This window comes from Robertmurraya sp. FSL R5-0851 (genome assembly GCF_038002965.1).
GTDB lineage: Bacteria > Bacillota > Bacilli > Bacillales > Cytobacillaceae > Robertmurraya_A > Robertmurraya_A beringensis.
Genome location: NZ_JBBOOE010000001.1, coordinates 1,797,701 through 1,821,378, shown reverse-complemented (window position 1 = coordinate 1,821,378; position 23,678 = coordinate 1,797,701). Strand labels below are relative to the sequence as shown.

Sequence of the window (23,678 nt, the reverse complement as noted above, 5' to 3'; positions counted from 1 at the left end):
ACTTGCTAAAATACAACTGTTCATTATTTAGGAAAACGAAAGAAGATGATAAGTATGATTGAAAATAAAAATATCCCTCTTTCTGTATTGGATTTAGTTCCCATTGTACAAGGAGGATCTGCATCACAAGCGTTGCGTAATTCAGCCGCTCTAGCTCAGCATGTCGAATCATTAGGTTACCATCGCTATTGGTTAGCAGAGCATCACAATATGCCAGGAATAGCTAGTGCAGCCACCTCAGTCGTTATCTCTCATGTGGCTGGTCATACGTCAAAAATCCGTGTTGGTTCAGGAGGAATTATGCTGCCTAACCATGCTCCTCTTGTTATCGCAGAACAGTTTGGCACACTTGAAGCATTGTTTCCTGGCCGAATTGATTTAGGACTTGGCCGTGCTCCTGGAACCGACCAAATCACGGCTCATGCATTAAGAAGAGAGAGAAGAAGTGATGGAAACGATTTTCCTGAGCAACTAGAGGAATTACAATCCTATTTCATACCGAGTGATGATAAAAGGGTCCGTGCCTTTCCTGGAGAAGGTCAAACGGTTCCTATTTGGCTTCTTGGGTCAAGCGGTTTTAGTGCGCAACTTGCCGGACAACTAGGGCTTCCTTTCGCCTTTGCTAGCCATTTTTCTCCTTTATACACTTTACCTGCTTTGCAATTATACCGCCAACATTTCCGTCCTTCTGAAGTGTTAGACAAACCATACGCAATGGTTGCGGCAAATGTCGTTGCGGCAGATACTGGTGAAGAAGCGAAAAAACTAGCAACCAGCATGCAGCAACAATTTCTTAATCTGATTAGAGGTAACCCTGGTCAGCTTCCACCACCTGTTGATAACATGGATGAGATTTGGAGTCCGTATGAAAAGCAAACACTCATTCAGCAGTTTGGTGAACCAATAGTCGGGGACCGTGACACGGTAAAAGCAAAGCTCGAGGACTTTTTACATGACACACAAGCAGACGAATTAATGATTCATACACAAATATTTGACCACGAAGCAAGACTGAACTCATACGAGATTGTCGCAGATGCTTTAAGAAAATAATAGAAAAGGAGTAGCTATTTGAAAAGCTACTCCTTTTCTATTATATAAACCTTACAAATACATAAACTTCAGCATTGTATAGGCAGCAAGTCTTGTTGTCATATCACGAATATCTTTAGATGGATCAACTTCAACAATATCCATTGCTTTCAAATCGTACATCGTAATCACCTTTCTCTGAAAATATCATTTTTTCTGACGGAGCATCGGAATATCCACGTCTTTTTCTTTTGCCACTTCTATAGCCTTTTCATATCCCGCGTCAGCATGGCGGACAATTCCCATACCAGGATCCGTCGTTAACACACGTTGTAGTCTTTCCTCTGCTAGTTCTGTCCCGTCAGCTACAACAACCATTCCGGCATGCAGAGAATAGCCCATGCCAACACCGCCTCCATGATGAACAGAAATCCAAGAACCGCCTGCAGCCACATTGATTAATGCATTTAAAATAGCCCAATCACCTACAGTATCACTTCCATCTTTCATTGCTTCTGTCTCTCTGTTTGGAGATGCCACTGAGCCGCAATCTAAATGATCACGCCCAATAACGATTGGTGCGTTTAGCTCTCTTTTCTTCACCAACTCATTAATCGCAAGGCCCATTTTCACTCGTTCACCATATCTTAACCAGCAAATACGAGACGGAAGGCCTTGGAAACTCACCTTTTCTTGAGCCATGGTAATCCATCTTTGCAATGGTTCATTTTCAGGAAAAAGCTCTCTGATTAACTGATCAGTACGGTAAATATCATTGGGGTCCCCTGATAAAGCTGCCCAGCGAAACGGACCTTTTCCTTCACAGAACAATGGTCGAATAAAAGCAGGTACAAAGCCTGGAAAATCAAATGCGTTTGGTTCCCCTTCATCAAACGCCACCTGTCGAATATTATTACCGTAGTCAAAAGTAATGGAGCCAACTCTTTGAAACTCAAGCATTGCTTGAACATGTGACATCATAGATTTTTTTGACAAACTAATATATTTACCAGGATCCGAATTTCGAAGTTTTTGAGCATTCTCTAATGAAAGACCACTAGGAATATAACCATTAAGCGGATCATGCGCGGATGTTTGATCGGTCACTATGTCTATAGGAATCTTCTTTTGTAACAGTTTGTGATGAACATCAGCAGCGTTACCAACGAGAGCAACGGAAAGTGGTAAGCCCTTTAACTTCGCCTCCAGTGCCCAGGCAATTGCCTCATCTATGGAGTGTGTAACTCGATCACAATATTTCGTTTTGATTCTTTTTTGTATCCGCTCTACGTCAACCTCAACCGCGATACAGACTCCTCGGTTCATCGTAACTGCCAAAGGCTGAGCGCCTCCCATTCCACCCAAACCTGCAGTTAAGGTGATGGTACCCTGTAAGGAACCACCAAAATGCTGCCTAGCTAACTCAGCAAACGTTTCATACGTACCTTGTAAAATCCCTTGCGTTCCAATGTAGATCCAACTACCTGCCGTCATTTGTCCATACATCATGAGTCCCTTTTGATCCAACTCGTGAAAATGTTCCCAGTTTGCCCACTTTGGAACAATGACGGAATTGGATAAAAGAACACGAGGTGCAGCCGCATGTGTTTTGAAAACGGCTACAGGTTTCCCGGATTGAATGAGCAACGTTTCATCGTTTTCAAGCCTTTTTAACGTTTCAACGATTGCGTCAAATGCCTCCCAATTTCGAGCAGCTTTTCCAATTCCACCATACACGACAAGCTCCTCCGGTTTCTCCGCCACATCAGGATCTAAATTATTACAAAGCATGCGAAGTGCCGCTTCCTGTTCCCAACCTTTGCACTCCATTTCATTTCCTCTTTTGGCTATAACTACACGATTTTGATTAGTATTCATTGAACATATCCTCCTTTTTTGACTCAGTGTGTGGTGGTTATTTTGGAATTATTGTTCATCTTATATCCCTTTTCTTCAACCAGGCAGCCATTTCCTCAATATCTTTTGAATACACTCGATCACTATCAATTGATGGGACGATTTTTCTTACTTCTTTATAAAAAGCTAGGGTGACTGGTGCCATTTTTTCAATCCCTCTGTATTGAACGGCCTGAAGGGCACATATGCATTCAATGGCTAGGACACGTCGCACATTTTGAATAATCATATAAGCGTGCCTTGAAGCGATAGTTCCCATACTTACGTGGTCTTCTTGATTGGCAGAGGATGGTATAGAGTCTACACTTGCTGGATGGGCTAGAGTTTTGTTTTCAGAAACGAGGGAAGCTGCACAATACTGCATAATCATTGCTCCAGACTGTAATCCAGGTTGAGGACTTAAAAACGGTGGAAGGTCATTTAATCCCGGGTTTACGAGCCGTTCAATTCGACGCTCTGAAATATTAGCGAGTTCAGCCATGGCAATTTTCATAAAATCCATAGCAAACGCGATTGGTTGACCGTGGAAATTCCCACCTGATATGACCATCTGACCACCATTAAAGATTAGCGGGTTATCGGTTGCTGCATTCATTTCAATTTCGAGCTTTTCCTTTACATAATCAAGCGCTTGTAACGTCGCACCATGTACCTGAGGAATGCATCGTAAAGAATACGCATCTTGAACTCTCTTTTCACCTTGATTTGTGATAAGCTTACTTTCTTTAAGTAGCTCACACATTCTTGCAGCAACTTCTGTTTGTTGCACATATCCACGAGCCTCATGAATAGCTGGATGAAAGGCATCAATGATTCCTTCTAAACCTTCAAACGTCATAGCTGCAATCATTTCACTTTGGTAAAACAATCTCATTGATTCAATCCAATTAATAACGCCCTGCGCTGTCATTGCTTGTGTTCCATTAATTAAGGCCAAACCCTCCTTTGCCTTTAAAGAAATAGGTTGAATTCCTTTTTCTTTTAGAACGAGGTTCGCTTCATATATTCCACCTTCAAAATGCACTTGTCCTTCACCAATAAGTACGAGTGCTAAATGTGATAAAGGAGCTAGGTCTCCTGATGCGCCCAACGAGCCTTGCTGGGGTACAACCGGATGGATTCGCTCATTTAATAGGGTTTGAAGCTGTTTAATGATCTCTACCCTTACTCCTGAAAATCCTTTGAGAAGAGCATTTAGACGGAGGAGCACCATTGCACGTGAGACAATTTCTGGAAATGGATCACCCACTCCACATGCGTGAGAGCGGATTAAATTTAACTGCAAATCATTCACATCTGTTTCCGCAATCATGACATCACTAAATTTCCCAAAGCCGGTAGTAATTCCATAGATCGTTTTCTTTCTTGATACAATTTCCTCGACAGAGTATCGAGATTCCTCAACTTTCCTCATACTTGCTTCTTCTATCTCTACCGTCGCAAAGCCATAGCAAACATCCTTTACTTGCGCAAGCGTTAAGGATTGACCTGTTAACACAACCTTCATGATGCTCCCTCCACCTTCACCTCTTTAAGTGACTAACATTCAAATAATATATTCTGAAAGTTTTTATAATTCTATTGTAAGTTGGTGTTTTTAGAAAGGTCAATAGAAAATTGGTAAATTTTAGTATATTAGAATGGTAGTTTACTACTCTGATAAAGGGACAGAGCATGAAAAAACAAGAGATGCCAGCTTTACTTTTCACCTGGAATCTCTTGTTTTATTATTTTAAAATATCTTTTTTCGATCTCTTTCTTCCTTCAATAGCTCAACAGCCTCACGAAATCTTTGCGAATGAATGACCTCCCTTTCCCTTAAAAAGCGGAGTGAATCATTTAAATCAGGATCATCTGACATATCTATAATCCATTGATACGTAGCTCTTGCCTTTTCTTCTGCTGCGATATCCTCGTAGAGATCGGCAATAGGATCACCCTTTGCTTGAATATACGAAGCAGTAAAAGGAACCCCAGCAGCATTATGATAAAAGATAGCCGAATCATGATTGGCGTAATGATCTGATATACCGGCAGCCTTTAATTGCTCGGGTGTCGCATCCTTTGTTAACTTATAAATCATCGTTGCAATCATTTCTAAGTGGGCAAATTCCTCTGTTCCTATGTCTGTTAACAGACCAACCACTTTATCTGGAATGGTATATCTTTGGTTTAAGTATCTTAACGCAGCAGCCAATTCCCCATCTGCTCCACCATATTGTTCGATCAAGAATTTTGCTAAGGTTGGATTACAGGTTGTTACTTTTACCGGATATTGCAGTTTCTTTTCGTAAATCCACATGTTTATCCTCCCTTTCTACACCTGCCACGGCCAAGGAGATGTTCCCCAACTCCAATTTGCATCAGTATAACTATTTCCATATTGAAGTAGTGGACCGAACTCTGCTTCAAACTGTTGTTTAAGCTGTTTACTGTATTGTGCGAATTGATTAAATTGCTGCATCGCTTGTTGATCGGTTTGATGAGTATCAAGGTATAACGTGAGTTCTACTAGAACAAAGTCGGCGGCTTGAATTTCCTCCATTAATTGGTAGTATCTTTCAGGCAACTGCTTCACTTCTCCTGCCCCCTTTTTGCTTCATAAGGGTTTTCATAATAATCGTAAAAAATAGGCCAAAGGGTGCCTTTTAATAGCGCTTCTTTTGGTGAAAATTGCTGAAGATTAGGGGGTTGAAATCCTACATATAGATTTGGAGGCGTTGAGTAAAACTTAACCCCAATCGGACGACAAGGATCAAATGGACTATGGTAGGGTTGGTACGTTTTCATGTGAGTAAATACTTGTTTCGGCTGGTTAGCCATAATTCCCACCTCTTTTTACCCAGTTTATAAAGTATACTCGAATACCGCTTGTCACTATGTCTAAAAAGTTCTTTCCATTCAAATCGTATGTTTTCTTATCTAGCTTCATATTTTTAACTGACAATCTCGAACAGAGGTGTGGTGCTAATGAGAAGTGAAAAAATAATGAAGACGAAAGATCATTTAATCGCAAGCCTGAGAGATAAGCAGAAAAGAGATGGTTCGTGGAAGTTTTGTTTTGAAGGTAGTTTAATGACAAATGCCTATATGATCATATTGTTACGGTCATTGGACATCCAATCAGAGGAGGCGCTTATAAAACGACTGGTGCATGAGATATGTAAAAAGCAAGAGAATAACGGCTCATGGAAACTTTATTATGATGAAAGATTTGGTAACTTATCTAATACAATCGAATGTTATTTTGCACTACTTTATTCTGGTTACTTACCAAAGGATTCGGATGTTCTGCAGAGGGCAAAATCATTTATTATCAAAAATGGTGGACTTCAAAAATCTGAGTGGTTAACAAAATCCATGTTAGCTATTACGGGGCAGATCCCCTGGCCAACCATTATTAAACTCATCCCTATAGAAATCATGCTTTTACCCCCTTGGTCGCCCACGTATTGTCAAAACTTTTATAGTAAATAGGTTATTAAATCCTATCTAAGAGGGCTTTATAAGCAAAAAAATTGCCACCCCCTGAATTCTAAGGATAATTGAGGTTACGACACTCTCAACAACCTAGAAAAGGAAGTGACAATTTGTACCCTCAAATTATAACCTATTTATTAACTTTTATAAACTATCAAGAACAACTCATTCGAACATTGCTTACTTTATTGATTGGTAAGAGTATGTTTGATAAGCCTACTGAACAGCCCGTAAATAAACCATATCGAAAACTTCAAGTGGACGACCTTCCGGTCATTGAAGTTCTGGAACAGCTTGATTATCGAGTTCTTCTTAGTGAATATCTAGAGAAGAACGGGAAACCACTTAAACCTGTTCAAAGGCGTAAGAATGCAAAAGTTTCCGTACCTAAAGCCATGAACTGTCCAAAGTGTGGTGCTCCATCGGATTATCTTTATGCCAACAATGGAGATAAAGGTCAGTATCAATGCAAGGTGTGTACAGAACTTTTCAGTGAAAAGAACCGTTACTCTAAGGAGGCCATCCTGAAGTGTCCTCATTGTTCCAAGACTCTCGAGAAAATAAAAGAAAGAAAAGATTTTCACGTGTTTAAGTGCAAGAACAATGACTGTTTTTATTATCAAAAGAAGCTCAATGGGATGACTTCAAAAGAAAAGAAAAGGTTCAAAAAGGACCCTCAAGCATTTAAATTGAGATACATTTTCCGTCAGTTTTATATCGATTTCCAGCCGTTATCCAAGGAATCACCAGAACTGCCGGCCGTGGACTTATCAAAGATTTATGCATCCCCACATACATTAGGATTGATCCTAACCTATCATGTAAACTATGGCCTTTCGGCCCGTAAAACAGCTGCGATTATGCAGGACGTACACGGAGTGATGATTTCACATCAGACTGTATTGAACTACGAAAATAGCGTAGCTTTATTACTTAAACCTTATGTGGATCACTATCCCTATGAACTTTCAGACCAATTCTGCGGTGATGAAACGTATATCAGAGTAAACGGTCGATGGCATTATTTATTTTTCTTTTTTGACGCCGTGAAAAAGATTATTCTTTCGTATCCGGTGTCGCCTAATCGAGACACAGCAACAGCCATTCGAGCAATTGATGAGGTCTTAATCAAGATGAAAGAGATTCCAGAAAATCTGACCTTTGTGGTAGACGGGAATCCAATCTATCTTTTAGCCCAACATTTCTTCGCTCAACATGGGATTTCATTCGATGTGAAGCAGGTCATTGGATTAACCAATGAGGACCCTGTTTCGACCGAATATAGACCACTGAAACAAATAATTGAGAGACTTAACCGCACCTTTAAGGGCAATTATCGCTCCACTCATGGATTCGGCTCTGAACATGGTTCCATTTCATACGTCACCTTATTTACGGCCTACTTTAACTTTTTGCGTCCGCATGCCGCCTTAGAAGGAAAAGTGCCCGTAGTGAATCCAGAACTCAAGGGGCTTCCAACAATGCCAGCACGTTGGACAAAGCTCATTGGATTAGCACAACAATGGATAGTAGAGCAAAGACAAGCCTAACTTTTTGTTTAGCTGAGCCCTTAAGCTAATTCAGCAATCGGCGGAGCGAACTCTTGACAAACCGAACTTGCCAATGGTTTAAAATGGAAACAACCAAGGGCTTATTTGGTATGCCTTCTTTTGTTCCCTTCGCCCTTGTTAAACAATCCTCAAACCATTGGCGTGTTTGTCAAGAGCGATTGCGGCGCATCTCCATCCAGTAAATAGGAGAGAAACTAACCCTTTAGGTAGTTTTCATAAATCTTTTGACACTACCGTCGCCCACGTATTGTCAAAACTTTTATAGTAAATAGGCTATAAAATACCTTGATAGAGGGCTTTTTGAGCAAAAAAATTGCCACCCCCTGAATTTTAGGAAATAGTGAGGTTACCACACCAAACACCAACCTAAAAAGGAAGTGACAAGTTGTACCCTCAAATTATAACCTATTTATTAACTTTTATTAAGTACCAAGAACAAATCATTCGAACATTGCTTACCCTACTTATCGGAAAAAACATGTTTGAAAAACCAACAGAGCAACCTGTGAATAAACCCTATCGAAAACTCCAGGTAGATGATCTTCCGATAATCGAACCACTGGAAAAACTTGATTACAAAACTCTTTTGAAGGAGTATTTCAACGAACACGGTAAGTCACTAAAACCTGTTCAAAGGCGATCTAATTCCAAGACTGTTGTACCTAAATCAATGAATTGTCCTAAGTGTGGTGCTCCGTCGGACTATCTTTATGCCAATAACGGAGATAAAGGTCAATTTCAGTGTAAGGTGTGTTCGTGTCTTTTCAGTGATAAAAATCGTTTTTCAAAAGAGGCCATTTTAAAGTGTCCTCATTGTTCAAAATCACTCGATAAAATTAAGGATAGAAAAGACTTTTTCGTCTACAAATGCAAAAACAACAACTGTTCTTTTTACCAAAGAAACCTTAAAGCGATGTCCTCCAAAGAGAAGACACGATTTAAGAAAGATCCTCAAGCATTTAAAATAAGATATATCTTTCGGCAGTTTCATATTGATTTTCTACCTTTGGCCAAGCAAACGCCTGAACTACCAGCAGTAGATTTGTCTAGGATTTATGCTTCACCACATACATTAGGTTTGATATTAACCTACCATGTTAACTACGGCCTTTCGGCCCGTAGGACAGCTGCCATTATGCAGGATGTTCATGGTGTGGCTATTTCCCACCAAACGATATTGAACTACGAAAATAGCGTGGCTCTTATGCTTAAGCCATATGTGGATTACTATCCGTATGAGCTTTCCGACCAATTCTGTGGTGACGAAACTTATATTCGAGTCGGTGGACGCTGGCATTATTTATTTTTCTTTTTTGATGCGGTTAAAAAGATCATTCTTTCCTATCCGGTGTCTCCTAATCGAGATACAGCGTCAGCCATTCGTGCGATAGATGAAGTGTTAGTAAAGATGAAGGAGATCCCGAAAGACCTAACTTTCGTAGTAGATGGAAATCCAATCTACCTACTAGCTCAACACTTTTTCGCACAACATGACATTTCGTTTGATGTGAAGCAAGTAATCGGGCTTACAAATGATGACCCAGTTTCAACTGAATATAGACCTTTAAAACAGGTAATCGAGAGACTGAATCGAACATTTAAAGGCAATTATCGCTCCACTCATGGCTTTGGCTCGCAACAAGGGTCGGTTTCTTTTGTCACCTTATTTGTGGCTTACTTTAACTTTTTAAGGCCGCACGCCACCTTGGAAGGTAAGGTACCTGTCGTGAACCCAGAATTATCAGGGCTTCCGACAATGCCAGCACGTTGGACAAAACTGATTGAGTTAGCACAAAACTGGATTATCGAGCAGCAAACCGCCTAACTTTTTGTTTAGCTGAGCCCCTTGGGCTATTCAGTAATCGGCGAAGCGAACTCTTGACAAACCGAATGGAGAAAAAGGTTAAAATTGGTAATGGTCAAGGGTTATTTGTCATGCCTACTTTTGTTCCCATCGCCCTTGATACTTTTATCGCAACCTTTTTCGACTGTTTGTCAAGAGCGATTGCGGGGCCTCACGTCCCCCCAATGGAAGTGATCTAATACTTTACATAGTTTTCATAGAACTTTTGACACTACCTATTTTTGCCTAATTGATTCTATACAATTTTCAATATTCTATAATTTTATTTTAACATAAAAATAAGATTCTCCTATTTTATATTGAAATAGAGAACTATCTAAGATAAATAATATCTTTCAAATCAAAGACTTTATTGGTTACACCCAATCTTTGTGCAGGAGTAAGTTCTTTACCATCGGCAGATTTATAAGTTTCACAAAAGTTGTAAAATGTTCTAAGAATGGTCAAGGCGTATTGAGCATACTTTGGATTGAAGTTGGCGTAAATATAACTCTTTCCATCGCCCCTTGCAGTCATTAACGGTCTTTCAAGGATAGATAATCTTCTACGAATTTGTTGGATAAAACTATTCGTGGCGTTATCATTCACATTGATTACTATTTTCGCTATGTCTTTCGGTTCAAGAGAAGATAAATCAGTTGTGCAATCCACTCTATGAAATCCTTTATCTCTTAATGCTAATGGGTGTGTAATCGGATTTTTAGCCCAAACATTATACGATTGTTTTGGTGTTTTAATTTCACTATGAAATTGATGCGTTTCAAATAGTTCTTTTAATGAAAGGTAAGCCAATTTTCGCAAGTTCTTCGTTTCATATCCTCGATGAAATCCCCAATCTAATAAATCGGATTTTGCATCGTCAAACTCTTCCAAGCATTGTTTTCTACTCTTGTTCTTATCAATTGAACACAGAAAGTGGTGAGCATCGTATGTTCTTACTTCCTTTGAGAACACTCTAAAAAACGCCGTTATGATTGAAGAATCATTATCGCTTATCATTCTCCATTCAGATGCCTTTACAAGCTGTTTAATGAGCCAATAATGGGCGATTGTCGTATAGGTAGGATTAACGTGAAGACCATCTACATACTGCATTCTTTTATTGAAATTATTTAGTTCAGCTCGATATTCGTGTGGCTGTTGTGTATCTTTCGGTGAAGGTTCTTGTGGGTAATAGGAAAAGTCCAAACGATTATTCTTCTTGCTAAAATCATTCAAATGGTCTTCTTTATATATGACAGTATCGTATTTTAAATCCTCTACTGTCATTTCCCAATCATAAGCAACATCAGACCGAAATACATATCGTGAGAGTGCATCTGCTGATACAACTACATATGTCTGTACTTGGCTGTCTTCTAAGCCAAAATACTTTTGACCGCCTTGCCCCTTTTTACGAACATTATTGAGGTTATAGTGCATTTTATCGGTATTTAGCCACATTTCTTTAAATGACATATTATCCAAAGGAGTTGTTTCATACTTCTCTAAAAATTCCAAACAACAACGGTATAGCCATTCTAATTTTTGGTAGTAAGTGCCGACTCCGATTTCTAAAATATCACAAGTACGACTGATTGGCATTTTGTTTAAAAGCAGTTTCGCAAACATTGGAAGAATATCATTTCTCTTTTGGCGATAAGTTGTGGATTGTCGCTTGTTTGGTAGAATGCTTGTCTTTTTCTTACAAACTTTGCATTGCCATCTTTGAGAATTATTCAATGTTTTGCCTTGCTTATAAAAACCATCAGGCTTGTCAAAAGGCGTTAAATGATTAGCGGTACAACCTTCTTTATGGAAAGTGTAATCAGGTTCAACATCTTGGGTTATTTCCACTTATTTCTGTAGTAATAGTTATAGCTAATGAAAAATTATTTTTTATGCCGTGTTCAAACGCATTGTTTACTGCTTCTCGAATAGAGTACATCATCAAATGTACATTTTCCGGTGCAAACTCTACTATAAATTCTTCCAATTCCTGTTCAAGGATTTCGTACTCTTTGTAGGATGAAATTCGTATTGATTTTTGCATGTTTTCTATTTCACTTCCCTATATACATACAATATAATACCTCCTTCTATTATGAACCAACAATAACCTTTGTTAGTCAATCTGTCTAAAAATATAAAGAAGAGAACTTCTATAATTAACTATTCCAATGAAGCCAAACAGCTTGGTCTATTTATAACAACACTGCATATAGTTTAATAGATATAGTGAGAAGGAGTTATTCATTTATGAAAAAATATATGTATATATTAAGTATAATTGCTCTCATAACACTTGTGGCTTATTTGGAATCTCCAAACTCTCCACTTGCTCATCCAAATGAGGGAACAAATATGTATTCTACAATTCCTTCCGTGGAGGATTCTGACTCCCCCGGAGCAACAGAAGCGAATTCTAATGTAGAGAACGCAGAGGAAGAGGCTGTTCTTACTTCTTTAGAGCTTAAACTAGAAAAAACCGAACTCGTGGATGGTTACATCATTGAAACTTATAGGGAATATGAGATCTATAATAATGAAGCTGGCGAAGTAATTGAATCTGTAGCTACAGAGCATTATGAGTACTTAAAGTATTTAGATGAATAACTTCAAAAGTCATGTATCTAAACATACCTAATCACTCACCCTACTAATGGGAGGTGAAGAAGATGGCAGATGAAAGACCAATCGAATATAGTGGAAAAGCTCTTGACCAAAGAAACACATTAACCGGACCAGATCAGGGGAAAAATGGCTTTCCAAAAGCACCGAAGAATGTCCCCATACGCAATAATCAAAAACAAAACTAACAAAGAGCAACGGGAAAAGACTGTTTAATGCAGTCTTTTTCTGTTAGCTTCTTTGACACCCATTCTTGTCTTATACTGAAGATTTTCTACCTTCTCTTCATAGTCCCTGTCTACTCCTCATTGGTAGGGTATGTAGCTTGTAAAAAGTCAATCGACTTCACAATCATTGTTTTAATATGCCAACATTCACATCATCAAGTTTATTGAGGTTCGTGCATGTTCCCCCCTTCTTTTAAACATTTACCTCTAATTATTAGGAAAAGTGAATTCTCCAAAAATTTGGAATGTTATGGTATTATATAAGAATTATATATTATAATGTGTATATGTTTGAGGGGATGTGCTCATATGAAAGAAATTACCTTAGGAATATTAGCTTCTTTGTTTTTTGCTGTTACCTTTATTTTGAATCGTTCCATGGAGCTATCAGGAGGTAGCTGGCTATGGAGTTCCTCTTTAAGATACATTTTTATGGTACCCTTTTTATTAATCATCGTCATGTATAGAAGGAACCTAAAACAGATGTGGAAAGAAATGCTTTCCAATCCAATTCCTTGGATTTTATGGAGCTTTGTAGGATTTGTTTTGTTTTATGCCCCTATAACCTTTGCTGCTGCATTCGGACCAGGCTGGCTCGTCGCTGGTACTTGGCCTCTTACCATTGTGGCAGGTGTACTTCTTGGACCCCTTTTTTATAAGACAGTGGAATCAAACAGTGGGCCGAGCAAGGTTCGACAGCAAATACCAATCCAAGCCTTATTCATTTCGTTTTTCATTCTAATAGGTGTGGTACTGATTCAATGGCAGCACGCTCAAAGTTTAACCTTCGAAATGGTGATAGCCAGCACTTTTCCTGTCCTCGTGGCAGCTTTTTGCTACCCACTGGGAAATAGAAAAATGATGGAGATTTGTGGGGGGAAATTGGATACGTTTCAGAGGGTATTTGGTATGACCCTTGCAAGTCTTCCATTTTGGCTGTTACTCGCTGGAATTGGTTATGTTCAGGTTGGTCCGCCTTCGACAGAGCAAATCACCCAGTCATTCATAGTCGCGATCTCCTCAGGAGTGATTGCCACTACATTATTCTTCATCGCTACAGATCGTGTGAGGGATAACCAAGAGAAACTCGCAGCTGTTGAAGCAACACAGTCTACCCAAGTCATTTTTGTTATTGTAGGGGAAGTCCTTCTTCTAGCCACTCCATTACCGAGTACACTCGCAACCATAGGACTATTTATTGTTATGTTCGGTATGCTATTGCATAGTTTTTCATCGAAAAAAGGAGAAAAATCTAATATAAGTGTTAAAAAAGAGACATTTTCTTAAAGAAACTCAGCTTAAACAACCAATTCAGCCAGGTAGAAACCTACCTGGCAATCTTTTTTTCAAAACATGTAAGTGACAACTGCTCATTTACTTGTACCACCTTTTTAACCGTGAACCCCCTTTTTAAGTAAAAGTCGACAGCTGGTTTATTTTTTGACCCAGTAGATACAAGGAGCTTTTCGATGCCCACCACTTGCTCTTCAATAAAGTCTAAAAGTTGATTGGCAATCCCTTTTCGAAAATGATTGGGGTTTACGGTCAGCCTGTGTATATCCAAAGTCTTTCCTTCCTGTTTAAAAGATATAGCACCACAAAGCTCATTCTCTTCAAAGTAACCAAAAAATTTCTCTCCACATTTTTGAAGCGTTTCCACCGTGTCCTTAAGAGGAGGGATGTCATAAAAGTTGATCAACTTTGCCTCCACCATATAGGCGGGGATTTGTAACTTGAGTATAATTTCAGCTACTTCTTTGTCTCTTACATTCAAAGATCTTATCTGTGATCCTCTTGATTCCACTATATTGTTTCTCCTTTTACACCTATTTCAACAATGTCACCATACTTTTCCACTACCCCGTCAGTAACAATTATTCCACTTCCATCCAAACAAGCATAAATCTTTTTTCCAGCAAGACTCGAATAGTCTTTAAATTGGGCTAGTTGAGATTGATGATTGCCCCAATGTGGCATAAACTCAAACGGTACCAATTGCAAGGCTCGTAAATCTTCCAATCCAACAGCATTGTTATCAATATAATCTGCCATGTGAATTGAGCCACTCATCATGATAGCGCCGGCACTCACTCCTATCAGTGGTTTCCCAGCTTCCACCATCCTTCGAATAACTTCAATCATCCCACGCGACTTTAGGCGTTCTAGGAACAAAAAGGTATTTCCGCCCGACAAGTAAACTCCGTCACAGCGTAACAACTCATCCATACGACGCTCATCGTATTCCTCATCCACATCAAAATAGACAAAGCTGTGGATTCCAATGGATGAAAAGAAAGGCTTGCTTTTGTTAAAGTAGATACGATCACTATCCGTTTGAGAAGGAATGTAACCTAAAGTGAATGACTTCCCACCCAATAGTTCTCTCAGACGAGATGCTAATAATGGATGGAGTTGATTGATATCACTAAGTAATACTAACCTTTTCATCCTCCACCACCTCATCTTCCTTCTGTCTCAAATATGTTTCTAACTCATGGTCGTCACGAATGATAATGACTTTATCATCGAATTCTTTTAACAGCTCGATAATCTCTCGTTTACTTACTTTTTCAAAATATGTATTCCAACGAAACATTCGCATAAACATAGAAAAAGTAGACTTGTAATTGCTTTTTTCTAGACCTAGTTGTTGGAGAAAGTATCTCTTTATGATTCTGTACGTTCGCTTAGAAAAGCGAGTATCTAAAAATATTATAAGGTCCGCATTGACAAAACTCTCCGTCACCCACTGATAATGGACCCCTTCGTTGATCCACGCGTCACTATTTACAATATTTCTTAAAAAGGCATCTCTTTCCTTTTCTGATCTTCTTATATCCCCTGTTTGGAACCTTTTCCATACGACATTATCTAATTCATAATGCGGAATGTTTAAATCTTTTGAAAGTCTTTTAGCAAGAAATGTTTTTCCACTCCCGACAGAACCGACTATATGTATTTTCTTAACCTGCATGTGAATCACTCCGCTGTCCCTTTGTCAAAAACTACTGATCTTAGTCACATTATAATACGAAAAGATGATGGTTAATAGATAAAAAGATTTCGATACAGCTTTCCATTTATCAATTAATAAAGAAGAGATAATGCGCTTACATCATCTCTTCTAGTCTATTATTATTACCTGACGGTTTGGTTCGTTAGCGTAATCGAAAACCCTTCATACCCATTAGCGGCGATCTCCTCACATTTTTTTCGGTAGGCACCAACCCCACCTAAATAAATCAAGAATCCACGTGGTTTTCCAGGTATGTTAGCTCCTGTGTACCAGGAGTCTGTTTTTGTAAAGAGCGTTGCTTCTGCTACCTCGCGGCAATGCTTGCTCCATGCCTCTTCAGCCTCAACCGCTGCTTCAATCGTTTCAACACCTTGCTTCTCAAAGTGCTCGATGCAGTCACCGATCCATTCTACATGCTGCTCAATCGATACAGGCATATTACTCAACACAGACGGACTTTCAGGACCGGTAATCATAAAGAAGTTAGGAAAACCTGCGTTAGCTACTCCTAAATAGGTTTGAGTAGAAGCCCCTCCATTCCATTTTTCCTTTAAGGAAATACCGTCCTTTCCACGAATGTCAATCTTGAGAAGAGGTCCAGTCATCCCATCGTAAGGCGGGATATCTCGAAGTCCATGTCCATTCATTATATAGCTCTTCCGAAAACGTATAATTATTGTAAATGCTCTCGGAATCACAGCGAGCACCAGGATAGCACCGCTCACATGCAGTGGGAAAATTATTTCGAACGGTTATTCTTTCATAAATTTTATTTGAAGTATAGCGCCTTTAAATCTTCTCCAATATAAGTATTGCCTATTTTCATGGCGCGAGGATCACTTCCAATCATCTTAAAACCAATAGATTCATACAAATTTTTAGCAGCTATATTATTAGATGAAACTGTTAAATAAACTTGCTCCACTCCACCGATTTCTTTTGCCTTCTCTATCGCAGCATTCATTAATTGTTTCCCTACTCCATGCCTCCTTACTTGAGGAGTGACATACATGGCAAAAATATCAGAGCGATGCTTAAGTTTCCGTTTGATTTCAGTAACAAGGGTAACTACACCAACAAGTTTGTCTTCTTCAAAAGCACCAAATGTATATGCATTGACTGCACGAAGTCTAGAAGCATGAACTTCTAAGGAGTACTCCAATTCCTCTTCCACACTCGAGCTAAACGCCTCTGGGTGATTTTGTAGTGCTTCTATTCTTTTTTCTTTGTATTCTTCTGCATCGTTTTCATTAAGTAAGCGAATCTTAATCATTTCTCATCTCCCTCACCTTTTTGTTATCACTCATATTATACATAGAAATAAATGTTTGCGATATGAGATATGAAGTTTCTACTATTGCTGACTAAAGAGAAGAAATTATAGCAAAAATAATGAAATGGTGGGGGAACGAAAAAAAGGTTCCTCCACCATGTTTTTACTTGTAAGTCAAGCTGAAAACTTCGCTTACATCTATTTTTTTTGATTGAAGTGTTTCATAATCTTTTGTATCTTATGTAAGTATGTTTGTAAATTAGGAGGAACATTTCAACATGAATCAAAATCAAACACAAAAAATCCAAGTTGTTACAGCTGATCCCTCTGCCCTAGGTTTGTTTGGACTAGCTATGGTAACCTTGGTTGCTTCATCACAAAAGCTTGGCTGGACAGACGGAGTATCCTTCGTTCTACCTTGGGCCATTTTCCTTGGTGGTTTTGCACAACTATTCGCCGCAATCAATGATGCGAAACATAATAATACATTCGGCACAACTGCGTTCGGTGCATTTGCCCTTTTCTGGTTCGGTGTAGGTGCCTCATGGTTAATCAACCTTGGTGTTTTTGGAGAAAATGCGGCACTTGCTGTTGATCCAAAGCAATTAGGAATTGCATTTATTGGCTATTTATTGTTTAGCGTATACATGACGATTGGTGCGATGGAAACACATAAAGTATTATTTATTATCTTTGTTCTTATTGATTTTTTATTTATCGGTCTTTCATTATCGACTCTCGGTGTGGCACCTGAATTTTTCCATGAAGTAGCTGCGATCTCTGAATTACTAATTGCCATTATGTCTTTTTATGGATCAGCCGCAGCTGTATTAAACAATCATTTCGGAAAAGTGTTCATTCCAGTCGGAAAACCATTTGGGATTTTCAAATAATTTTAACGTAAGGGAAGTAGTGACCACACTGCTTCCCTTTCATTCCTGCAACTTGGATCAAAAGGGCCCGCACTTTTCAGTTGAGGGATCCTCTTAAGCATCCGAGTTGATTAATAGACGGAAAAATTCCGCTTAATTTGAAAATTCGATAAAAAATAGCCGATATAGACGGAGAAATTCCGCCTATTGATTCAAAAAAGGTGAAAATGGGCAGATTTTCCTTGCTTAAACGGAAAATCTCCCCTTATTCACCCCCTAAACGGGCTTCATTCTGCATCTAACCGGAAAACCTCCGCTTATTTCTTTTGCTGGTTACTCGAATAAGGAAAAGTTTCTTATTTAAATGAGTTTTTTATACCAATTACGATGCCAAGACGACTGTCATTTCGGCACGTATTATAAGAAAAGCACCTCAAAACGGTATCCTATACAAATAAACCTTCTTCTATCATTTTATCCCTCAAATATCACTTAGTTATGTAAGAGGTCCTCATTCACATACTTCCCTTTGAATAGTAATAATAACCCACCTATATATGGGAACACTATTCCTAAACTATACATTGGTAAAAGGAGGTTTTCATATGAATCAAAATAGATTATCCATTTTTGCTCTTGGTGGAGTAAATGAAATTGGTAAGAATATGTATGTCGTTCAATATGGAGATGACATGATTGTCATTGATTGTGGAGGAAAATTCCCTGATGAAACCTTATTAGGAATTGATTTAATCATCCCTGACATTACTTATTTAGAGGAAAACAGAGACAAAATCCGTGCCTTGATCGTTACACACGGACATGAAGATCATATTGGTGGAATTCCTTATTTTCTTAAAAAACTGAATGTTCCTATTTACGCAACCCGTTTTACGTTGGGGTTAATTGAATTGAAGTTAGACGAACACCGCTTAACTGGTGATACCCAACTTGTCGAGGTTCACGCAGAATCAAATCTTACTTTTGGAAAAGTCGGAGTTTCCTTTTTTAGAGTTAGTCATAGTATTCCAGATTGCCTTGGAATTGTTTTGCACACTCCTGAGGGCAATGTGGTACATACCGGTGATTTTAAATTCGATTTAACTCCGGCTAACCACCAGCATTCTGACATACACAAAATGGCCGAAATCGGTAAAAAAGGTGTACTCGCTTTAATTTCCGAAAGTACAAATGCTGAAAGAAAAGGATTAACTCCTTCAGAAGAAATGGTAGGAAATCATATGGATGAGGCTTTTCTGCGTGCAGATGGAAAGATCTTCGTCTCCACCTTCGCATCCAATGTAAATCGTGTTCAACAAGTGGTAGATGCAGCTATTAAAACGAACCGCAAACTTGCATTAATTGGACGTAGCATGGTGAATGTTGTGCAGGTGGCAATGGAACGAGGATATGTAACTATTCCTGAGGGGATGATCATTGATGCTAGATCGGCAAACGAATTGGCGCCAGAAAAAGTAGCTGTTCTTTGTACCGGTAGCCAAGGTGAACCAATGGCTGCCCTCTCCAGATTATCTACTGGGAATTATCGAGATATGGTGATCTATCCTGGAGATACAGTCATATTAGCCGCTTCTCCAATTCCTGGAAACGAAAAGGATGTCTCGCGAATTATTGATAATCTATTCCAACTCGGAGCAAAGGTGATTTATGGATCTGGAAGCACAACCGGAATGCATGTGTCAGGACATGGATATCAAGAGGATCTTAAACTCATGCTTACCTTAATGAAGCCTACTTATTTTATCCCTATCCATGGGGAATACCGCATGCTTCACCATCACCGATTATTAGCCGAGTCCGTTGGTGTAGAAAAAGGAAACAGTTTTATTATAAAAAATGGTGATGTTGTTGATATTGAGAATGGAGTTGCAGTTCAAACACGTAGCATACCAAACGGGGATACGTATGTTGATGGAGTAAGTGTGGGAGATGTAGGAGAAATTGTCCTTAGAGACCGAAGACAGCTGTCTGAAGATGGAATGGTCGTTATTGTCATTACCCTAAGTAAAGCAGATCGAAAAATCATCCAAGGTCCTGACACCATCACCAGAGGTTTTGTATATGTTAAGGATTCCGAAGATTTAATTAGAGAAATCAATCGTTTGACCAAAAAAACGATTAATGATTTACAAGCAGAAAACGTTCGACAGTGGAATGTTATGAAACAAAACATCAAAAAATCAGTTGGCCATTACTTGTTTACTCAAACAAAGAGAAAACCGATGATTTTACCGGTTATTATTGAAATTTAAATACCTTGGAAAAACAATAAGTAACCACCTATTCAATATAGGTGGTTACTCTTGTTAGTAGCCCTTTGGATTGGGTCCATATTTATTTTCACCTGGCTGGCTGTCAAAAACTGCAAATACTAGAAGTACAATTAATCCGATTACAGGAATAAAGGAGAGCAGCATCCACCACCCTGTCCTTCCTATATCATGCAGGCGGCGTACACTAACAGCTAGTGACGGTAGCAAAACAGCTAATCCGTATATCCCGGAAAGAATTCCTCCCAGACCGAGCATCATTTCAATCATTGAGAACAACATGGTAAAGAGAAAATTAAATAGGAAAAACATCCAGTACTCTTTTCTCCTAGCTCTTCCTTGAAATCCAACGTAATTTTTTAAAACTTTCATATACCATTGCATTTTATTACCCTCCAGAAGTGTGCTAAACAGGTATAGATTATATTGCACAATCCTTATTAGAGTTATTCACCATGTATTTTCTGGAATGTTAGACAATTCAAAAACCTTCTTCCACAAATATGAATATATATATCCTAAGGGGAAATTTAGGGAGGGTTGAAGGTGAATATTCGGTATTTAGGCGCTCTAGGCTTCGGAATAGGCGGATTAATTGTTGGACTGTCAGGTGACTATTTCATCTTTGCGATCTTTTTTATGGGGTTGATCGGTAGTGCTATTCTAAGTATTCCCACTCGGAGTATGAAATTTACGATTTTTACTACCTTAATAGGAATCTTTGGTTTTGTTATTGGATTCACCAATATTTTCAGACCCATTTACGAGAATATCCCACCTGCTTTTATTACTCTGACCGCTGCTGCTGTTGCTGGAATCATATTAGGTCACGCCGCCCTTTTATCTAGAAAAGTTCAAAAATAATGTAGGGAATATATACATTGCTATCATAACTAAAAAACTGACTTTGGTATCAAACCAAAAGTCAGTTTTTCCTTTTTTATAGCTCTTCACCATTTGTAGCAATAACATTTTTATACCAGTCAAAAGACTTTTTCTTGGATCTTGCTAACGTTCCGTTACCTTCGTTGTCTTTGTCAACGTAGATAAAACCGTAGCGCTTTTTCATTTCACCTGTTGTAAAAGATACACAATCAATACAGCCCCATGGAGTGTAACCCATTAACTCAACTCCATCTAGTGTGATGGCTTTCTCCATTTCTTGAATATGTGTGCGTAGGTAGTCAATACGATAGTCATCATTGACACTTCCATCTTCTTCCTTCACATCAACAGCACCGAAGCCATTTTCAACGATAAATAATGGAAGTTCATATCTTTCCCATAATTGATTTAGAGAATATCTTAAACCAACTGGGTCAATTTGCCAGCCCCAATCGGATGCTTTAACGAATGGGTTTTTAACACTTGAGCTAGAGCCCACCACTTCATTTTCATCTACCTGATTTACACCGCTTTTTACTGCATCAGACATATAGTAACTGAATCCGATATAATCCACTGTTCCTTCGGCAAGAATTTGTGCATCCTCAGGCTCCATTTTAATGTTATAACCTTTTCTTTCCCACTCTTTTAGGGCATAGGCACCGTAATGTCCTCTTGCATGTACATCCGCAAAGAACCAACGGTCATGCATCGATTCAACTTGCAGCATCATATCGTCAGGATGACATGAAAATGGGTAAATAGGTACGAACGAAACCATACACCCAATTTGGAAGTCAGGGTTAATCTTGTGTCCTTCTTTCACCACTAGTGCACTTGCAACAAGCTCGTGGTGAACCGCTTGGTACATGACTTCCTCTCTGTTTTCGCCTTCCTTGTATTGAACACCAGAGCAGGTCCAAACAAATAGAGGATTGGCTGTATTTTTTTGGTTATTGATTTCGTTAAAAGTCATCCAGTATTTCACTTTGTTTTTGTAACGTTCCATGACCGTTTTCGAATAGTGTACAAAGAATTCAATCACTTTACGGTTACGCCAACCACCGTATTCCTTCACTAAATGATAAGGCATTTCAAAGTGACTTAATGTAATGACAGGTTCAATTCCGTGCTTTAATAGCTCATCAAACATATCATCATAAAATTGTAAGCCTTCCTCATTTGGCTCCACTTCGTCACCCTTTGGAAAAATACGTGTCCAAGCAATACTTGTACGGAAGCATTTGAAGCCCATTTCTGCAAATAAAGCAATATCTTCTTTATAATTGCCGTGGAAATCAATGGCTTCATGGTTAGGATAAAACTTTCCTTCTAAAACTCCATCCGTAATTTGTCTTGGGACACCGTGTGCTCCAGCAGTCATCACGTCAGCCACACTCGGGCCTTTTCCACCTTTATTCCATCCACCTTCTACTTGATGGGCTGCAACTGCTCCGCCCCATAAAAAGTTCTCTTGAAATGCCATGATCTGTTCCTCCGTTTTCTATTAAAAATCACTTCGCTTATCATGCCCGAAACTAAACAGCCTATAAGCTCTATGTTTATTTCATTCTCTAACTTATAGTGATATAGTATAGGAAGAATATTTGGAGTAAAAGACTTTCCAAGCAGATTAGAATGGCATTCTATTTTTTTCTACCTTTTTTAATCAAATAATGAAATGCCTTTTTAAAAAGGAGTAAAGTAATCACATTATGATCATCTCAAATAAGCTTGAATCAATGGACACTTTATCAAAGTCCGAAGAAATACTTGCCACATACATATTAAAAGAAAAAGAAAATATCCAGCACTTGTCAACGAAGGATTTAGCTCAAGCTACCTTCACTTCCCCTTCCACTGTTGTTCGCTTGTCACAAAAATTAGGTTTTAGTGGCTGGAATGAGTTAAAAGAGAAATACATTGAGGAGATCCACTATTTAAACCAGCATTTTTCAAATATTGATCCCAATTTCCCTTTTGAACCAGAAGATAGCTTAATGAGCATCGCTTCAAAAATTGGCCATTTAGCAACTGAAACGGTTGAAGATACATTGGCACTTTTAAAAAATGAGGAATTAAGAAAAGCGACGGAGCTACTAGCTAAGGCTGATACCATTAATATATATGGAATAAGCAATTCACTTTTAATGGCGTTTGATTTCAAGCACAAAATGCTGCGTATTAATCGTCATGTGGAAATAATGAATGTTCCTGAAGAACAAATTTTTGTTGCAAACAATTCTACCACTAAAAACACAGCGATTTTAATCTCGTATTCTGGTGAATCGGACGAGGTTATAAAAATTGCCAAGGTATTGAGGGACAGAAAAACACCTATTATTTCTTTAACAAGTCTTAGCGAAAACAGTTTAAAAAACTATTCAGATTGTATGTTATACATTTCTACTCGTGAAAAAATGTATTCAAAAATTGGTTACTATTCAACCAACAACTCTATTCACTTGATTTTGGATATCCTTTATTCTTGTATTTTCAAAATGAACTATCACGAAAATCTAGAATACAAAACGAAGATTGCCAAGGATACAGAAGAAAGAGTGGTAAGCAGTATCGTTTTAGAAGAAAATTAAAAAGCCTGCTTTAGCGAACATCCGTTAAAGCAGGCCCCTATTTACA

Annotated in this window: 27 protein-coding genes; 12 read left to right on the top strand and 15 right to left on the bottom strand. The window is 38.6% G+C overall.

Annotation, left to right across the window (positions count from 1 at the left end; all coding sequences use genetic code 11):
• The first annotated feature begins 54 nt into the window (after positions 1–54).
• On the top strand, positions 55–1,053 hold the full coding sequence (locus MKX65_RS09310; RefSeq protein WP_340903375.1) for an LLM class flavin-dependent oxidoreductase: 999 nt from the start codon (positions 55–57) through the stop codon (positions 1,051–1,053).
• A gap of 51 nt (positions 1,054–1,104) precedes the next feature.
• Here MKX65_RS09310 and MKX65_RS09305 read toward each other — a convergent pair whose 3' ends face one another.
• The 6 genes from MKX65_RS09305 to MKX65_RS09280 all read right to left on the bottom strand — a co-directional run bounded on the left by MKX65_RS09305 (position 1,105) and on the right by MKX65_RS09280 (position 5,772).
• Entirely contained in the window at positions 1,105–1,215 is a 111-nt protein-coding gene (locus MKX65_RS09305; protein ID WP_340903374.1) for an arginase family protein, read from the bottom strand.
• A gap of 24 nt (positions 1,216–1,239) precedes the next feature.
• Positions 1,240–2,910 (bottom strand): urocanate hydratase, encoded by a 1,671-nt coding sequence (gene hutU, locus MKX65_RS09300; RefSeq protein WP_340903373.1) that lies wholly within the window; start codon positions 2,908–2,910, stop codon positions 1,240–1,242.
• A gap of 55 nt (positions 2,911–2,965) precedes the next feature.
• On the bottom strand, positions 2,966–4,456 hold the full coding sequence (gene hutH / locus MKX65_RS09295; protein WP_340903372.1) for a histidine ammonia-lyase: 1,491 nt from the start codon (positions 4,454–4,456) through the stop codon (positions 2,966–2,968).
• Positions 4,457–4,681: 225 nt separating this feature from the next.
• Positions 4,682–5,251, bottom strand: coding sequence for a spore coat protein CotJC (cotJC, locus tag MKX65_RS09290; protein ID WP_160547089.1), 570 nt, complete (start codon positions 5,249–5,251; stop codon positions 4,682–4,684).
• 15 nt (positions 5,252–5,266) lie between these two features.
• Entirely contained in the window at positions 5,267–5,527 is a 261-nt protein-coding gene (locus MKX65_RS09285) for a spore coat protein CotJB (protein ID WP_340903371.1), read from the bottom strand.
• Positions 5,524–5,772 carry a spore coat associated protein CotJA gene (locus MKX65_RS09280; protein WP_340903369.1) on the bottom strand — a complete coding sequence of 83 codons (249 nt, stop codon included), beginning with the start codon at positions 5,770–5,772 and terminating at the stop codon, positions 5,524–5,526. Before MKX65_RS09280 ends, MKX65_RS09285 begins: the two co-directional genes overlap by 4 nt.
• A 165-nt stretch (positions 5,773–5,937) precedes the next feature.
• Here MKX65_RS09280 and MKX65_RS09275 point away from each other — a divergent pair, with 165 nt between their 5' ends.
• The 4 genes from MKX65_RS09275 to MKX65_RS09260 all read left to right on the top strand — a co-directional run bounded on the left by MKX65_RS09275 (position 5,938) and on the right by MKX65_RS09260 (position 10,043).
• Positions 5,938–6,426, top strand: a complete 489-nt coding sequence (locus MKX65_RS09275) for a hypothetical protein (RefSeq protein ID WP_340903368.1) — start codon at positions 5,938–5,940, stop codon at positions 6,424–6,426.
• A 113-nt stretch (positions 6,427–6,539) separates the two neighbouring features.
• Entirely contained in the window at positions 6,540–7,979 is a 1,440-nt protein-coding gene (locus MKX65_RS09270; protein ID WP_340903366.1) for a DDE-type integrase/transposase/recombinase, read from the top strand.
• 406 nt (positions 7,980–8,385) lie between these two features.
• Positions 8,386–9,825, top strand: coding sequence for a DDE-type integrase/transposase/recombinase (locus MKX65_RS09265; protein WP_160549950.1), 1,440 nt, complete (start codon positions 8,386–8,388; stop codon positions 9,823–9,825).
• Between the two features lie 53 nt (positions 9,826–9,878).
• On the top strand, positions 9,879–10,043 hold the full coding sequence (locus MKX65_RS09260) for a hypothetical protein (RefSeq protein WP_340903365.1): 165 nt from the start codon (positions 9,879–9,881) through the stop codon (positions 10,041–10,043).
• A gap of 133 nt (positions 10,044–10,176) precedes the next feature.
• Here the strand turns inward: MKX65_RS09260 and MKX65_RS09255 are convergent, their stop codons facing one another.
• Positions 10,177–11,700: an insertion element protein gene (locus tag MKX65_RS09255; protein WP_377057662.1), complete on the bottom strand. Its 1,524-nt coding sequence runs from the start codon at positions 11,698–11,700 to the stop codon at positions 10,177–10,179.
• Positions 11,678–11,896: a hypothetical protein gene (locus MKX65_RS09250; RefSeq protein ID WP_340906382.1), complete on the bottom strand. Its 219-nt coding sequence runs from the start codon at positions 11,894–11,896 to the stop codon at positions 11,678–11,680. The genes MKX65_RS09255 and MKX65_RS09250 overlap by 23 nt, the downstream gene beginning before the upstream one ends.
• A 206-nt stretch (positions 11,897–12,102) precedes the next feature.
• Here MKX65_RS09250 and MKX65_RS09245 point away from each other — a divergent pair, with 206 nt between their 5' ends.
• The 3 genes from MKX65_RS09245 (at position 12,103) to MKX65_RS09235 (ending at position 13,988) form a co-directional block, all read left to right on the top strand.
• The gene (locus tag MKX65_RS09245; RefSeq protein WP_340903362.1) at positions 12,103–12,459 is read left to right on the top strand and encodes a hypothetical protein; all 357 of its coding nucleotides are present in this window, start codon (positions 12,103–12,105) and stop codon (positions 12,457–12,459) included.
• A 62-nt stretch (positions 12,460–12,521) separates the two neighbouring features.
• A complete protein-coding gene (locus MKX65_RS09240; protein ID WP_340903360.1) occupies positions 12,522–12,662 on the top strand; it encodes a hypothetical protein in 141 nt (46 codons plus the stop codon).
• Between the two features lie 348 nt (positions 12,663–13,010).
• On the top strand, positions 13,011–13,988 hold the full coding sequence (locus MKX65_RS09235) for a DMT family transporter (protein WP_340903359.1): 978 nt from the start codon (positions 13,011–13,013) through the stop codon (positions 13,986–13,988).
• Between the two features lie 40 nt (positions 13,989–14,028).
• On the opposite strand, the gene MKX65_RS09230 is transcribed toward MKX65_RS09235, so the two are convergent.
• The 5 genes from MKX65_RS09230 to MKX65_RS09210 form a co-directional block, all read right to left on the bottom strand.
• The gene (locus tag MKX65_RS09230; RefSeq protein WP_340903358.1) at positions 14,029–14,505 is read right to left on the bottom strand and encodes a GNAT family N-acetyltransferase; all 477 of its coding nucleotides are present in this window, start codon (positions 14,503–14,505) and stop codon (positions 14,029–14,031) included.
• A complete protein-coding gene (locus tag MKX65_RS09225) occupies positions 14,505–15,149 on the bottom strand; it encodes a Type 1 glutamine amidotransferase-like domain-containing protein (RefSeq protein ID WP_340903356.1) in 645 nt (214 codons plus the stop codon). The genes MKX65_RS09230 and MKX65_RS09225 overlap by 1 nt, the downstream gene beginning before the upstream one ends.
• Positions 15,127–15,675, bottom strand: coding sequence for a DNA topology modulation protein FlaR (locus MKX65_RS09220; protein WP_340903355.1), 549 nt, complete (start codon positions 15,673–15,675; stop codon positions 15,127–15,129). The genes MKX65_RS09225 and MKX65_RS09220 overlap by 23 nt, the downstream gene beginning before the upstream one ends.
• Before the next feature lie 164 nt (positions 15,676–15,839).
• Positions 15,840–16,364, bottom strand: a complete 525-nt coding sequence (locus tag MKX65_RS09215; protein WP_340903354.1) for a hypothetical protein — start codon at positions 16,362–16,364, stop codon at positions 15,840–15,842.
• Positions 16,365–16,486: 122 nt separating this feature from the next.
• Positions 16,487–16,990, bottom strand: coding sequence for a GNAT family N-acetyltransferase (locus MKX65_RS09210; RefSeq protein ID WP_340903353.1), 504 nt, complete (start codon positions 16,988–16,990; stop codon positions 16,487–16,489).
• A gap of 278 nt (positions 16,991–17,268) precedes the next feature.
• Between MKX65_RS09210 and MKX65_RS09205 the strand changes: the two genes are divergently transcribed.
• Complete coding sequence (locus MKX65_RS09205; RefSeq protein ID WP_340903352.1) at positions 17,269–17,883, top strand: acetate uptake transporter; 615 nt, start codon at positions 17,269–17,271, stop codon at positions 17,881–17,883.
• Between the two features lie 584 nt (positions 17,884–18,467).
• Positions 18,468–20,135: a ribonuclease J gene (locus MKX65_RS09200; RefSeq protein WP_340903351.1), complete on the top strand. Its 1,668-nt coding sequence runs from the start codon at positions 18,468–18,470 to the stop codon at positions 20,133–20,135.
• A gap of 54 nt (positions 20,136–20,189) precedes the next feature.
• Here MKX65_RS09200 and MKX65_RS09195 read toward each other — a convergent pair whose 3' ends face one another.
• Entirely contained in the window at positions 20,190–20,537 is a 348-nt protein-coding gene (locus tag MKX65_RS09195) for a DUF805 domain-containing protein (protein ID WP_160545442.1), read from the bottom strand.
• 162 nt (positions 20,538–20,699) lie between these two features.
• Between MKX65_RS09195 and MKX65_RS09190 the strand changes: the two genes are divergently transcribed.
• Positions 20,700–21,017 (top strand): hypothetical protein, encoded by a 318-nt coding sequence (locus MKX65_RS09190; RefSeq protein ID WP_340903350.1) that lies wholly within the window; start codon positions 20,700–20,702, stop codon positions 21,015–21,017.
• A gap of 76 nt (positions 21,018–21,093) precedes the next feature.
• On the opposite strand, the gene MKX65_RS09185 is transcribed toward MKX65_RS09190, so the two are convergent.
• Positions 21,094–22,524, bottom strand: coding sequence for a 6-phospho-beta-glucosidase (locus MKX65_RS09185; RefSeq protein WP_160545444.1), 1,431 nt, complete (start codon positions 22,522–22,524; stop codon positions 21,094–21,096).
• Between the two features lie 229 nt (positions 22,525–22,753).
• Between MKX65_RS09185 and MKX65_RS09180 the strand changes: the two genes are divergently transcribed.
• Positions 22,754–23,632: an SIS domain-containing protein gene (locus tag MKX65_RS09180; RefSeq protein ID WP_160545445.1), complete on the top strand. Its 879-nt coding sequence runs from the start codon at positions 22,754–22,756 to the stop codon at positions 23,630–23,632.
• The last annotated feature ends 46 nt before the right edge of the window (positions 23,633–23,678 follow it).